Source organism: Xanthobacter sediminis (genome assembly GCF_043195015.1).
Taxonomy (GTDB): Bacteria; Pseudomonadota; Alphaproteobacteria; order Rhizobiales; family Xanthobacteraceae; genus Xanthobacter.
Genome location: NZ_JBAFWH010000005.1, coordinates 149,712 through 163,167, shown reverse-complemented (window position 1 = coordinate 163,167; position 13,456 = coordinate 149,712). Strand labels below are relative to the sequence as shown.

Annotated in this window: 16 protein-coding genes; 5 read left to right on the top strand and 11 right to left on the bottom strand. The window is 63.3% G+C overall.

Going from position 1 to position 13,456, the window contains the following annotated elements; translation table 11 throughout:
- Positions 1–5 precede the first annotated feature (5 nt).
- The 3 genes from V5F61_RS08755 to V5F61_RS08745 all read left to right on the top strand — a co-directional run bounded on the left by V5F61_RS08755 (position 6) and on the right by V5F61_RS08745 (position 2,661).
- Positions 6–986 (top strand): antibiotic biosynthesis monooxygenase, encoded by a 981-nt coding sequence (locus V5F61_RS08755; protein WP_393989164.1) that lies wholly within the window; start codon positions 6–8, stop codon positions 984–986.
- 718 nt (positions 987–1,704) lie between these two features.
- Positions 1,705–2,226, top strand: coding sequence for a thermonuclease family protein (locus V5F61_RS08750; RefSeq protein ID WP_393989163.1), 522 nt, complete (start codon positions 1,705–1,707; stop codon positions 2,224–2,226).
- A gap of 192 nt (positions 2,227–2,418) precedes the next feature.
- Positions 2,419–2,661, top strand: coding sequence for a hypothetical protein (locus V5F61_RS08745; RefSeq protein ID WP_393989162.1), 243 nt, complete (start codon positions 2,419–2,421; stop codon positions 2,659–2,661).
- Positions 2,662–2,673: 12 nt separating this feature from the next.
- Here V5F61_RS08745 and V5F61_RS08740 read toward each other — a convergent pair whose 3' ends face one another.
- From V5F61_RS08740 to V5F61_RS08730, 3 genes are read right to left on the bottom strand one after another with little or no spacing between them, the layout of a single operon-like run.
- Positions 2,674–2,871 carry a hypothetical protein gene (locus V5F61_RS08740; protein ID WP_393989161.1) on the bottom strand — a complete coding sequence of 66 codons (198 nt, stop codon included), beginning with the start codon at positions 2,869–2,871 and terminating at the stop codon, positions 2,674–2,676.
- Positions 2,868–4,172, bottom strand: coding sequence for a cytochrome P450 (locus V5F61_RS08735; protein ID WP_393989160.1), 1,305 nt, complete (start codon positions 4,170–4,172; stop codon positions 2,868–2,870). Before V5F61_RS08735 ends, V5F61_RS08740 begins: the two co-directional genes overlap by 4 nt.
- Entirely contained in the window at positions 4,132–4,716 is a 585-nt protein-coding gene (locus V5F61_RS08730) for an acyl-homoserine-lactone synthase (protein WP_393989195.1), read from the bottom strand. Before V5F61_RS08730 ends, V5F61_RS08735 begins: the two co-directional genes overlap by 41 nt.
- A 135-nt stretch (positions 4,717–4,851) precedes the next feature.
- Here V5F61_RS08730 and V5F61_RS08725 point away from each other — a divergent pair, with 135 nt between their 5' ends.
- Positions 4,852–5,628, top strand: coding sequence for a LuxR C-terminal-related transcriptional regulator (locus V5F61_RS08725; protein WP_393989159.1), 777 nt, complete (start codon positions 4,852–4,854; stop codon positions 5,626–5,628).
- Between the two features lie 366 nt (positions 5,629–5,994).
- Here the strand turns inward: V5F61_RS08725 and V5F61_RS08720 are convergent, their stop codons facing one another.
- Positions 5,995–6,204, bottom strand: coding sequence for a hypothetical protein (locus V5F61_RS08720; RefSeq protein ID WP_393989158.1), 210 nt, complete (start codon positions 6,202–6,204; stop codon positions 5,995–5,997).
- 698 nt (positions 6,205–6,902) lie between these two features.
- On the opposite strand from V5F61_RS08720, the gene V5F61_RS08715 reads away from it, so the two are divergent.
- Positions 6,903–7,421 carry a hypothetical protein gene (locus tag V5F61_RS08715; RefSeq protein ID WP_393989157.1) on the top strand — a complete coding sequence of 173 codons (519 nt, stop codon included), beginning with the start codon at positions 6,903–6,905 and terminating at the stop codon, positions 7,419–7,421.
- A gap of 132 nt (positions 7,422–7,553) precedes the next feature.
- On the opposite strand, the gene V5F61_RS08710 is transcribed toward V5F61_RS08715, so the two are convergent.
- The 7 genes from V5F61_RS08710 to V5F61_RS08680 all read right to left on the bottom strand — a co-directional run bounded on the left by V5F61_RS08710 (position 7,554) and on the right by V5F61_RS08680 (position 13,455).
- Entirely contained in the window at positions 7,554–7,853 is a 300-nt protein-coding gene (locus tag V5F61_RS08710; RefSeq protein WP_393989156.1) for a hypothetical protein, read from the bottom strand.
- 183 nt (positions 7,854–8,036) lie between these two features.
- On the bottom strand, positions 8,037–8,420 hold the full coding sequence (locus tag V5F61_RS08705) for a hypothetical protein (RefSeq protein WP_393989155.1): 384 nt from the start codon (positions 8,418–8,420) through the stop codon (positions 8,037–8,039).
- Entirely contained in the window at positions 8,414–8,695 is a 282-nt protein-coding gene (locus V5F61_RS08700) for a DUF6527 family protein (protein WP_393989154.1), read from the bottom strand. Before V5F61_RS08700 ends, V5F61_RS08705 begins: the two co-directional genes overlap by 7 nt.
- Entirely contained in the window at positions 8,692–9,648 is a 957-nt protein-coding gene (locus tag V5F61_RS08695; RefSeq protein WP_393989153.1) for a glycoside hydrolase family 108 protein, read from the bottom strand. The genes V5F61_RS08700 and V5F61_RS08695 overlap by 4 nt, the downstream gene beginning before the upstream one ends.
- Positions 9,649–9,723: 75 nt before the next feature.
- A complete protein-coding gene (locus tag V5F61_RS08690; RefSeq protein ID WP_393989152.1) occupies positions 9,724–10,290 on the bottom strand; it encodes a hypothetical protein in 567 nt (188 codons plus the stop codon).
- Positions 10,290–11,474 carry a hypothetical protein gene (locus V5F61_RS08685; protein ID WP_393989151.1) on the bottom strand — a complete coding sequence of 395 codons (1,185 nt, stop codon included), beginning with the start codon at positions 11,472–11,474 and terminating at the stop codon, positions 10,290–10,292. Before V5F61_RS08685 ends, V5F61_RS08690 begins: the two co-directional genes overlap by 1 nt.
- A gap of 49 nt (positions 11,475–11,523) precedes the next feature.
- Positions 11,524–13,455, bottom strand: coding sequence for a DUF2612 domain-containing protein (locus tag V5F61_RS08680; RefSeq protein ID WP_393989150.1), 1,932 nt, complete (start codon positions 13,453–13,455; stop codon positions 11,524–11,526).
- Between the last annotated feature and the right edge of the window lies 1 nt (position 13,456).

The following is a 13,456-nucleotide window of genomic DNA, read 5'->3' as shown; positions in this document are numbered from 1 at the left end:
CGGCCATGTCCGAGGGGGCGGCAGACCCGGCGGGCGGCCCCGTCGCGCTCATCATCCAGCGCCGCATCGCCGAGCATGGTTATGCGCGCTACTCCCACTGGCTCGGGAAAGTGGCGGCGCGGCTCGCAGGCGCGCCGGGCTTCACCGGCCAGGAAGTCATTCCGCCGACCCCGCCCGTGCAGGTGGACTGGGTGGCGGTGCAGCGCTTCAGCAACTCCGCCGACGCCCGGCGCTGGCTGCAGAGCAGCGACTTCGCGGCCCTGACGGACGAAGTGCGCGACCTGTTCGTCGGGCAGGAGGATGTCCACCTCCTGCCCGATGCCGGCCAGCGCAAGGGCGCGGTGGCCTCGGCCATCGTCTCCTTTCAGGTGCCGCCGGAGCTGGAGGCGGAATTCCTCGCCTGGCAGCGGGAGATCCAGGGCATCGAGGCCGAATTCCCCGGCTTCCTGCGCCACCGGGTCGAGCGACCGATCCCCGGTGTCCACGACGAGTGGATCATCATCCTCTCCTTCGACACGGACGAGGCCATGACCGCGTGGCTCGAATCGCCCCAGCGCCGACAGTTGCTCGAAAAGGGCGCCCACTTCAGCGCCGCGCTCAACCTGCGGCGCGCCAGCTACGGCTTCGATTTCTGGTTTTCCGGCGAGGGTGGCGAGCGGCCGCGATGGGTCAGCACCCTCAAGAACAACCTGATCGTGCTGCTGGTGCTCTATCCCGTCGTCTATCTCTGGGGGTTCTTCGTCTCCGGCCCGCTGCTGCTGGACAATGGCGTGCCGTTCTGGCTGGCCCTGTTCATCGGCAACGCGGTGAGCACCCAGTTGCTCGGCTGGTGGGCGGTGCCGGCCGCGTTCCGCCGCCTTGGCTGGTGGCTGGCCCCGAAGCCCGGATGGACGCGCGACCTGCTCGGCTACGGCCTGCTCATAGCCCTCTACGCGCTCTCCATGGCCGGATTTGCGATGCTCCTGGCCTGGAACTGGGGACGGTGAGGCAGAAGGGCGCTCGCGTCAGCCGGTAGCCTGAAGGATCTCGAGGCGAAGCTCGATCCGCTGTCCCAGCCAGCAACGCCTGCCGGCCCTTGCAGGCACCGGCGAGCCGGAAGCAAGCTTACGGAGCGACGAAGGCAGCCGCCCGCATCTCCTGCAAATCGCCTGTCGGCGTCATCGGCTACGGCTGTATTTCCATTGGGAAATCAGTTGGCTGGGGGACCTGGATTCGAACCAGGATTAACGGAGTCAGAGGCGGTTCGGTTCCATTGAAATCACAAGATATTTTCGCAAAGCGGCCGCATTATGCCGCCAATCGTTTCAATGGCTTGCAATCGGTTTGCAAAGCGCTGGCATGGCGATCAAGCATGCAAGCAGAAGCGCGCGCCGAATGGGCGTGGCTCGGGGAGCGGAGCCTGCGCGATGATGGCCCCAAGCCGGTGCCATGGGGTGACATCGCGCCCTGACCAGACCCACCAGCCCCTGGACATCAGCATGAGCGAATGCAACCATAAGGATATGCGTGTTGGGGGCTATCCATGAAGCGTGTCGTTATCGTCGGAATCTCCGCAGCATTCGGCCTTGTGGCTGCGGCCGGAGCAGAAGCTCGCGTTCTGTCGGCTCCGCCGATTCCCGCAGGCGTGGTAGCCAAGGCTACCCAGGGCGAGAAGGTCGCTTGCGGCTCCCGTGGCGGGCCCGGCTACCGGAAGTCGAACGGCAAATGCGCGTCCTGGCGTCGCTGAGTGCCATCCAGGGGTGCGGAGGTCTCCGCGCCCCGATCAACGCCGCCGCCCTGCTGTTCCTTGTCTGCCCTGCAATCGCCTCCGAGCCCATCATCGGTCAAGCCTCCGTCATCGACGGTGACACGATCGAAATTCACGGCACGCGCATCCGCCTGGAAGGGATCGATGCACCGGAGAGCGGGCAGCGGTGCATTGGTAAGGCCTCAGGCGCGGAGATCAGGTGTGGCCAGCGGGCCGCCTTCTTCCTCGCAGACATGATCGGCCGGCACGTCGTTTCCTGTATGGAGAGCGGAAAAGATCGCTACAAGCGCACGCTCGCGCGTTGCGAGGTCGGCGGCCAGGACGTAGGCGCGGCGATGGTGAAATCCGGTTGGGCCATGGCCTACGTCCGCTACAGCTCCGAGTACATCCCCCAGGAAGCAGAAGCCCGCACCGCCGAACTCGGCATATGGGCTACCGAATTCGTGCCGCCCTGGGATTGGCGCCGAGGCGCGCGATGAACCGAGAGCCATGGACATCGCCAAATGCGCCGCGTTGGCGGCGCATACTTTCCTGGGGCGGGCTCTGCATCGCCGGCGCGGCGATCTGGGCGCTCGTGCTCGCAGACCCGCTGATTAGGCTGTGGCGTGCAGTCTTCGGCGCGTGACCTGATCGTGCTATCGTCCACTCACCATCAAGACGGAACCGAGGCTATGCGCACCCTCTTTCTCGCTGCCATCCTGGGATGCCTCGCATCCACCTCGGCGCTGGCCGATAGCTGCGTTGCCACCGCCGATGCGAAAAAGCTTGCCGGCGCTGCCCGCACCAGCTTTTTGGGCAAGTGCCAAAAGGACGCCGCAGCAGCTTGCAACGCGCAGGCTACCGCGAAGAACCTTCACGGCGCCGCTCAGACAAGCTTTACCGGAAAATGTGTCCGTGACGCAGTCGGGCAATAGGCCACGCTCGCATCAGTGCTTTGGCAGCGCCTCGACTTTTCCGGTTGCGATCGCTTGCAGCCGCCCGATCGCGAGTATCAGCAACGCTGCCGCCTCACGATCCACTCGCATCACGTCCAGGCGGGCGTAATCCAAAAATGCCGCCAGCTCGCGCGCGCTGTCCCGCTCCGAAGGAACGGCCATGTCGAATCGGATATCGCCTACGGTCATTGGATCGTCACCGTCTCGAAGTGGGCGCGGGGTTGCTGCATGCTCTCGCGCGGTCGCAGCGACAGCCGCAGCGGTGGGGGCACAAGTGTGATGGAGGGCTTCGGGCCGCCGACTTTCGCATCCATCGGCCGCAGTTCGTAGGCGGCGGCGAATTCGAGCGCGAGGACCTGAAGCTCGAGCATGCCCACGCCCATGCCAACGCAGGCCCGCGGACCGGCTCCGAACGGCAGGTAAGCCGGGCCGTTGAACCCCCTGTCGAGCCTGAACTCGGTCGGCGAATCCCAGAATCGCGGGTCGCGATGCATGTGCCATGGGGAGATCAGCAACGACGTGCCGGGCTTCAGCTTCCGCCCGCCAATCTCAAGCGGTCGCTGCACCTCCCGGGATAGCCACCACGCCGATGGATAGAGCCGCAGGACCTCGTGGACGAAGGCCAGACTGCGCGAAGCATGCGGCAGGCGATCCGGCACGAGTTCACCTGCGGAATCGCTGACGGCGATGGCTTCCTCCGCGATCGCCTCCGCCGCTTTCGGATCGCGCGCCAAATGATAGAGCAACCACGCCGCCGCCGTTCCGGTTGTGTGGTGACCGGCGAGGAGCAGCAGCAGGACCTCGTCGCCCATCTCCTCCTCGGAGAGATCCAGATCTTCGAGCGCACGGAGCACGCTCGCGTCCGCTGCGCGCTCCTTCGCGCGCCCCACGACGTGCATCATCATCTCGCGGCCATGCCGCATCCGTGTCTTCTTACGCCGGGCAACCCATGGCAAATCGGGGAGAACCTTGAAGATGTCCGCCGCCAGGTCATCCTCCACCAGCTTGATGGATTCGACGAGGATGCTCTCTTCTGCGGCACTCAACGCGTTAGCGCCGAAGAGGATGTTGCAGATCACTCGCAGGGTCAGCCTGGAGGTGGCGTGGTGCGCGTCGAAATCTTCCTCGCGCGCCAGCACAGCCGCCTGTTGCCGGGTGATGGCTGAGATCTGAGGAACGTAGGTTGACGCAAGACCACGAGCAAGTTGCCGGTGGAGGGCCGCCCGTCTTTCGCGATGCGCCTCGCCGGATAGCGTCATCGAGCTTTTCCCGATGATTTCCCGCAACTTGTATATGAGTTGCCCCTTGTCGATCTCCGCTTCGGGTGCCTTCATGATCGGCTTGATCAGGGTCGGATCCGCAACGAGCATGACCGCGTAAGGGCCCATGGACAACGGCACGAGGGGCTCTTTGGCGCTGCAACCACGATCCAAAAAAAAGCCCAGAGGATCACGCTGAAACGCGATTAGGTCCGAGAACCAGTGTTTCATCGGTCAGCTCCAATTTGGACAATGCGCGCGTGACTGCGTCATGCAGCGCTGGGCTCTGTTCGAGCAGGGGAATTTCGCCGGCGACGGCCACGATGGGTCGCCCATCTCGGGTAGTCCCAACGAGAGCTGGATCGCCGTATCGACGGACCTTGATTCCGAGGCGCCCGAGCATGCGCTCATGCCCCAGGTCCACGAGGGCCACCAAGGCGCGAACCTGGCGCGTCCAGCCGAAGTTCAGCATCGCGGCGTAGAGCGGCCAGCTCGCGCGTTCCAGCGCAGCGAACCTGCTGATCTCCCAGGCATCCCACGTCGATGGGTAGGGTTCGGCGGAGAGAGTCGGAAAGATACGCGCGCTCAAATATGGCCGATCGCAACGGATCGCGCGAAATGCACCCACGACCTGAGAGCCACTCATCAGAGCACAATTGATTGCCCAAGCGTGATCGAACTCATCTCGCTCTACACCGTCAGATATACTCAGTTTCCAGCCCAAACGATCGATAAATACGTGCTTCCGAAACTCCAATGTACTTTGGAATAACATTGGCTCTTTCCACCCACGAAACACGTGGGCTCTCAAAGCTTGAGCTTTCATGCGCAATCTCCCGCCGCAGCGCAGAGGATTGCAAACAGAGATGCCCACCGGTATCACGGTTTCCCGTGAGTTTTGGGTGCCCAAATGACCCGGCCGATTGAGGATGTGATCAGCGACATCGAGGCAGCGGCAAGCGTTGACGAACTGAAGATCATTCTCCAATCGGTTGTGGAGGATTGTGGCTTCAGCGCCTTCTCATTCGTGGATGCCTTACGGGCAGGGGATCTCAACCCAACCGTTGTAAACTCGATCGCCAGAGCCTTTGATGGAGATTACAGAGCGGAGGGGTTACTCGCGGTAGACCCCGTCATTCCTTTGGTGCGGCGAACCAATACGCCTTTCACATGGGGCGCTGTGCCGCTGCCGCCTCGCCTGGGGCGGCGGATACCTGGTGCCAGAAAAACGTTCGAGATCGCGCGCGATCATGGGTACACTGACGGATTGGTGATCCCGTTTCATTACGTCGATAAGGTAGGACGCCCCTATTCTTCCGTGTGCACGTTATTCTGGTCCGAGAAACCGTCGGACTTCAGGCGCTCGATTGAGGAGAATCGCGCGTATCTCCATATGATATTGATTTATTGGGCGCAGCGAGCCGTCGAGCTTTCCGATTTGGCCAAGGGTGCCGCCGATCGTCTGCGAACCAGCGCACGAAGCGAGGTGCAGACGCTCACGGACCGGGAGCGGGAAGTCCTGAGCTGGGCCGCGATGGGCAAGACGGTGCAAGACACGGCGGATATCATTGCGATTTCCGCTGATACCGTTGAGACCCACATTCGCTCATGCATGCGGAAATTAGGCGCGAACAATAAAACTCACGCAGTCGCACGCGCAATCTTCCTGCGCCTCATAGACTATTGATTTACCATGCGTAAACAACAATAAGTTGCAGCCAATAGCGCACCTAGCCTATAAGGGAGAGCTGATCTCTTCAGCCCTGATCGAGATGAGCCAGAGTCGGGCGGAGCGCATGGCCTCGCCCGACTCATGCGCCTAACGAATGCGACCCCGGCCAGCTGGCGGGTTGGGCCCGTCCCAAGCGCAGCCGATCTCACGCGCAGTCTGTAGCAAGGCCGCGTGCAAGGCTCGCAGATGGTCGTATTCAGGAGAGGCGAGCGGCGCGCGTGCAGTCAGATCCATAAGATCGCGATGCGCGTCCAGAACGACCCGCTTGAACCGATCGGTGTCCCCCTCAGTCCAGATGCGCTTATGGCGAGAGGCCATTGCTCAGCCCTCCCCGCTGTTGCGGTGCCGCCGGTAGCCGGCCGAGGCATCCGCCCGCACCTGGGAGATCTGGCGCTCAAGATAGGCCTGCCCTACCAGCAGAGCGTGGATGGTCGCGCGCGTGTCATTGTCGCAGGCTGCTAGGGCAGCATCGATCTCCGCCTCGCTTACGTCAAATGAGTTCCGTTCGGCGGGCGTAGGCTCGCTCGGCATGGTCACCTCCATGGCTGATCTGTTCCTATCGATTCCACGAGAACGAATGGAGAACAAGCCACGAGATATAGGGGGTGGCGCAGCCGGAGGGCGGGGCGGTCGTCGGAAAGCGCCGTCACAGTGGTATGGTGAGCTAAATTCACAATGGGGCTTCGGCCATGCGCACTTTCGCTTTAGGCACCCTTGCGGGGAGCATGATGGCGGCTCTCTCAATATCAAGCGTCAGCGCATGCGATTCCACGATCAAAATATCGAATTGGAAATCCTGCATAATTAGGCCGCTCGGAGACACCGGCGGAGAAGTCGATTGGGCGTCCGTCCCAACGTGGACCAAGAACCCCAAAATTCGCCCGTACTTTATGGATGACCCGCGCCTACTCGCCAATCACGGCCTCTGCAACGAGAAATTTCGGAGGGTGCTCTTGTGCCTGCCTGGGTGGCAAGAAAGCGCAGACAAGGACGCCTGCTGGTATCTCATCTGCGCCGGGTATGCGGCTGCAAATTGAGCAGGTCGTTGCGACGGCCCTCCCCTGAAACCATTGCGCCACAAGGCGCGGAGAGTAGCGCTTACGTTAGACGGCTCACCTAGATATTGGCGACTTTATGTCGCCACACTCGCCAGCTGAAGACGCAACCACGAGTGTATGATGAGGTCCATAGCGAGCGCTTAGCCGCGGTTAAAACCAGAGAGCAAGCCAATGACGAGCGACTTCCTTGAGGTGTGGAAGGCATTTCGATCCTATGAAGAACATGAAAATGCCCTGATAAACCACAGAATATCATGGTTTGTCACGATGCAGTCTGTACTTATTGCAACATTTGGATTTTCAATACAAAAGTATTTTGAGGTTATGGCCAAAATAGCCGAGACATCAGATCCAAAACATATACTAACAGTTATATCAAATATAAATTCGAGATACCAGACATATTTATTTGTTCTTTGTGTTATCGGGTTTGTTGTCGCATATTGGGCAAATACAGGTGTAAAAACAGCAATCACTGCTCAAACTGAGATGAGAAATATGTTCTCACTCAAACACCTTAAGTCTCTAGAAGAATCTGGATTGCCGGATATCTCAGGGGGAGGAGATAGATGGGCAAAGGAGCAAGGCGCGACTTTTGCACGATGGCTTCCGTTAGCCGCTGAAGGCCTGTGGATATTTGTTGCAGTTGGAACACTGATATCGACAGCTGGATTTAGCATTATCGGATAGCAGACCAAAGGGCGTCTCTATTTGTGGTACTTCAGATATTGGTCGGCCCAGGAAGCCACAATGCCGACCATTTTTTTTGCGAGAGGCCGCCATCGGGGGCGGCCTCCCAGTTCATGTGCACGTAGGGGCGGGTCATGGTCGCGCACCCCGCCGGTCCTCGAGCACAGCTTCGAGCTTCTGCGTCACCCGGCGCAGGTCGTCGCCGATGGAGATCATGCGCTCTTCCAGACGGATCAGGCGCTCGCGGGCCTCCCGGGTCTCCCCTTCGCGACCCTCCAGCTTGCTGATGACCTTCTCCGCGCTGTTCACGCGGCCTTCCAGCGTGGCCGCCCAATAGGCCAGCCCAGCGCCCTGGACCACCAGCGCGAAGATGATGGCGAGCGGTACCTTCTTGTCGAGGGTCCAGTGCTCGGCCTGAGGTTCGTCCGTCACAGGCGGCCCTCCGCGTAACTTCGGCGCACGCCCTCGTACCAATCCCGGCACGCAGCAATGTGGCCGTTGGCCGTCAAGAAGGCGGCGGCGACCTTCCCCAGCGCCACCCGGGCATCCTCGCCGCGGCGGATGCCCGGCGCAGGCACCGACGCGCAAACCGTCGGCAGCGGCGGCAGGTCGCGCCTAAGGCCGGCCACTCCATCCTGGCAGGCGGTCAAGGACACCGTCAGCAGAACAGCCGGGACGATCGGCAAGAGTTTCCAGCGCATCGGTCGCCTCCTTGAGCTGGCGCGCCTGGGCATCGAGATGGGATTGGAGTTCGGCCGCGTGCTTATCCGCAGCGACTGAGATGGAGGCGTCTGCCTGGGCGACAGCCTTCTCGCCCTGTGCACGCAGCCATGCCTCGCGTGTGTCGCCGCCATAGTCCATCGCCACCCAGGCCGCGGCTGCGACGGCGTAGACCAGTGCGATCTTCTCGCCGAGGTAGCGCCTGGCGGCGACATAGGCCGCCACGGCGCAGATGGCATAGAGCCACCAGGGCACCCAGGAGAGGATGGGCATCAGCATGAGACCCACTCCCCAGCATGGAGCCAGCCGTGCCACTGGCACCCGCCCCGGAAGAGCACGCTGGGGTTGACGGTCGGAGCGTCGTCGCACCCGTCGAAATCCCAGCTCGGCCCAACGTCCTGCGGCCGGATCGGCAGGTAGCCCTCCCTCCCGCAGCCGCACGGACAGCGGAAGGCAATCCCGATCTCGCCGTCGAAGCGGCGGATTTCATAGGCGCCAGGCTTCGCGCCATCGCCCTCGTCGATGTCCTCGACGCGGATTGCGCGGACGCTCACGCCGCTTCTCCCGGCGCGACGGCGAGGTGATCCGGCCCAGCATTGTCGTTCATGGCATCCGTTTCGGCGGGCACAGGTGCGGTGAGGCCGAGATCCTCGGCCATCCGCTTCGCTTGGCTGTTCGCCCACGCCGCCCAGGCCGCGCCCGCCAGCGTCGCCAGGATGCCGAGAATGATGAGAACATGCAGAGCGGTATCGATTACCGGGTGGATGCCCTGGGCCGGCTGCAGTGCGGACGTGGTGGTGGATACCGCCGACGAGGCGCCCCCAATGGCCGCCGCGATGGTGCCCTTGTCCGGGCTCGGGAGCGACTTCGCGTCGGACAACATCGCCTTGGGCGAGGTCTTCAGGGGCGCCTCGGGCGCGGTGACCCAGCCGGCCGGCGTCGGCGCCGCGACGCTGCCGCGGGCGACGGCCTGGGACAGCTTCTTCACCTCGGAGACACGGCGCCCCCAGCCTTTGCCGTAATATTTCCAGGTCTTCAAGTTCTGGAGCATCGCCAGCCGCCGGTCAGACATCGCGGCGATGACCGCATCCACGTCGTCGATGGCATTCGCTGCCTGGACCGTGCCATCGCCGATCCGGCCGTCCACAGCGATGGCGCCCTGCCCGCTCTTCGCGCGCACGTCATTGATTGCGCGCTGGAGCCATTTCGCCGCCTGCCCGTCGCCCGAGTTCACGCAGGCATCGAAAACGCAATAGTCGAGGCCGGCGGGAAGGTCTGCACCGCGGGAAACGTCCCAGTAATAGACGCGGTAGATCTCTGAGCGCTCGTCCGGCGTGATAAGCCACACGTCGCGTACCGGCAGGCCCTTGGCCTTGCGGTACTGGTTGTAGCGGCGCTGGATCACGCCATAGGCGGTGCGCCCGCCGGGATCCCGCGGATCATCATCCTTGCCCCCCTCATGCACCAGCACGCAGGCGAGGGCAGCCTCGAAGTTTTCCTTCATCATGGTTCCTTTCAGGCAAAGAAAAAGCCGCCCAAAGGCGGCTGATGGTCGGTCTAGTGATGCGGTCGTGGAGAGAGGTCAGGCCGTAGGCGCAGGCCACTCCACGGCCGCGGCGGCGCGGGCTGAAGCCTCATCCTCGGCCGCCATGACGGCGGCCTTGCCCGCGAGCCGCGCGCGCTCGATCCCGGCGCCAATGACCTGCCACGCCGCATAGGCCCCCCTCACCACGGCACCGACGCCGGCGAGGTCCGGCGCGGTGATGCCCACCTCGGCCGACAGGAGCGGATAGGCGGCAGGGTCGGGCGCCGGGTCGGCGGCAAGCGCCAGCGCCTCGGCCGCCTTGGCCTGATAGGTCATCGCCTGCCCGGCGCCGGGGGTGATGTAGCGGGCCCGCTCCACTTCGGCGGCCACGTCGATCTGCGCGCAGAGGGTGCCCTTCAGGGCGGGCAGGTTCACGGGGGCAGCAGGAGGAGGCGGCACGAGCACGCCATCCTCCAGCACCCACCCCTCAGCGGCTCCGGTCGGTGCTTCAATGAGCGCTGCCACGAATTCGGGTGCGTAATACTCCTCCACCGGGCCGGGAGGATCGATGATCTCCGCAACAACCGACCGGCCGGACATCTCGTGCATACGCGCGTAGATCATCAGCGATACTCCCACACCAATATCACCCCGCCCTGTCCGGTTCCGCCTGCCAGCACCGCTGTCTGACCCGGCGACTGCAATGCTCCGCCTCCGCCCGAGCCATAACCTTGCCCATGCGCACCCGCAGAGGTCACCCCCTTGACCCCGCCACCCGAACCATACGGGCTCGATCCGCCATATCCGGACAGACCTGTACCGTTGCCGAACACCAGACCAGGGCTTGGCAGCGCGCCGACGTGGCTACCCAAGGTGTCCCCCGATGGCGCGGTCGTGCCGGCCGAGCCAATTGATCCCGGCGTCTCCGACACCATAATGCCGCCGCCCCCGCCGCCTGGGGCCGTCAGCATTGCCCCAAAGCTGCTGGTCTTACCGGAGGGCCCCGCGGCGGATGCTATGCCGGGCGTTGCCGCCGCAACAGTCATTGCCGTACCATCAAAACCCGATGTGATGAGGGCTCTGGCCCAAGCCCCCGCGGAGCCTCCAGCGCCGACGCTCACCGGTGCCGCCCCCGCCGTGGTCTGCGCCGCCCCGCCGCCAGCCCCGCCGCCGCCCTGCACCTCGACCACGATCCGCGAGGTCCCCGGTGTCGCATTATAGGTGCCGCTCGCCGCGAACATCCGCACGGCCAGCAATGATCCGGCCACCGGCTCAGAGTAGGCGATGCCTGCCAGCATCCATGCAGTGCCGGTCCAGATCACGGTGACGATGGCGCCTGTCTGCAGGTCGCCCGCAGCAACCGCTGTCCCCTTCTGCGTGACGACTGCAACAGCCCCCCAACCCGCGTTGAGTGTGACGCCCCCCGTGTTCACCGCAGCGATCAGCAGCCGCAGCATAAGACCTGCCGCGGGCGCCACAGATATCGCGGGACTGAGAGTCACGGTGAGGGCGTTCGGCGTTCCTGCGGCCACAGCGTAGTTGAGGCCCTGGGAGCGGATCGCGGCCTTGTAGGACGGGAGATAGCTCACCCCATTGTCGAGCACGTCGGAATTCAGGGAGTCCGCCGTGAACTGACCGAGGACATGCGCCCCCATCGCGCCTTGGCGCCATACAGTGTTAAGCTGGGTTGAGATTGCAGTGCCCGTCCCAAACCCAGTGGAGCGGAAGCCAAGTGCCGAGTAGTCGGCATAGGGCAATACATCGGCATTCGCTCCCGTTCCGAACGGGAGAAATTGGTTCGTTGCCATTTTTCACCTGTTTTCGATTTCCGCGAAGACGACGCATCCGCAGGCGGTATCAGATCCAGGCGCGGGCCTGGGCCTGCACGGCGGCGGCGCTGCCCTTCGCCGGCCATACCACCATCTCATCCATTTCAATCCACCCAGCCACGCCGCTGGCTGAGCCGATGTATGCGGCGGTGATTGCCCCACTGGGCGTCGCGGTGTTGGTCGACGCTGTGGCGCCATTGGTGCTGCCGATGCCACCGCTCGTATCCCAGCCAAGGGCGATGCCGAACGGTGTGGTGCCCACGGGCGCGATGCCGAGGCCAACGCCCTGTGCCAGCGGCACGACGCCAAGGACCTGGAGCCCATCCGCAGATCGGCGGATCAACTCATTGGCGCCAACCGATATGATCCGACCATTTGCGGTCTGCGCCACCGAGCCGCGGAAGGTGACCGTGCATGGGCCGGCGGCCACCAGCGCCGCCACCGCCGCGCCGGACAGGGCGCACACATCCGTCACACGGGTGGCCGCCGCCGTGGTCGTGGCAATGTAGGAGCTGGCGCGGGTGCCCACCTCGATCTGCACGTTGGTGATGCCGCCGGCGGGTGTGAGCGTGAGGGCGCCGGCGGCGGACGTGAAGGTGTAGGTGGTGCGCACATTGACGCCGGTGCCCGCCACGGTAACGCTAGCTGCCCCGCTCAGGGTGATGGAGCCGGTGCCCCAGAAGGAGAGCGTGTAAGACTGCGCCGTCACCGTGATGTTCTGCGCCGCTGTGGGCGCGGATGAGCCGACGAAGAGATTGGTGGCTGCCCCTTCCAGCAGCAGCCGCCGGCGGCCGGTCGCGTAGTCAAAGGCCAGCATGTTGGCCGCCACCGTCTGCGGCGCGCCGGTCGGACCCGTCACCACCTTGACACCGCCCACGCGCATGAGCGCATCCGCCAGCGTCACCCCGCCGCCGATGAAATACCGATTGCGCGGCACATCGAGCGCCAGCGTCGGCGCTACCCCGCTGAGGGCCTCCGGCGCCAGCATGTCGTACTGAGCGACGCCGGCATTGCTGTAATCCCCACCGATAGAGCGGCGCACCTGGATGTTCACCGCTCGCGCAAGGGCGCCATATGCTGCAATTTGCGCAGCCTCGCTGATGATGAAGTAGGAAGCGCCTCCAGTGGCGGCGATGTAGGTGGTCCCGATGGTTGAACCATCCCGAACGGAGAGGTTCGTTACCCGATAGGTGGCGCCCACGATCGTGTTGATTGGCAGCACGATGTCGTTGCTCGTTGACGATGCATAAGCCGGGGTGCCCAACAACGGCGCGACGCGGAGGGCTTGGTCCGGAAGGACACCCCAGGCGCCCTGATTAAGCCCGGCCACATACTGATTATTGACATTGAAGCCAAAAATCGCAGCCCCCTCGCGAGAGGTCACGCGATAGATGGCGCGGACACCGGTCGGCTTGAGGGGCACATAGCCATTCGTGAACAATGACAACACAACCGCATTCGGGATCGCGCCTGCAATCCCGAAGACCATGCTCATGTCCTGCCGGTCCTCGATGAACATGTATGTGCCGTCATCAATGAACAGGAGATCCAGAGCGCGAAGAGCGCTCTCGACCGTCCCGTCCCAACTGTTTGCCGCGATTTTCGCTCTAAGCAGGCGCCGATATGTCTCGTCATCCAGTGACGAGATCCCAGTCTCCGGGTCGTACTTACCCTTCCACACACCCTGGTTAATTCCCAGCCAATCGATGTTGAAGGAGAACCACACGCTGGCGATGGGAATATTCACATAACGCGTGCGCCCAACCCACTCCCCGACTTGATCGAGTTGCACGCCGATCGCGGTGTCGAGATCGAATTGTGCGGGAAGGAGATCCAAGAACGACTGGACCTCAGACAGTGGGTGCACGCTGTACTGGACAGTCTGCGTGAACCGAGGTTTGCCACGGAAATAGGACGTGATGAGGCCCGTGTAGTCCTCGTCATTGAATGGCGCCCCCATA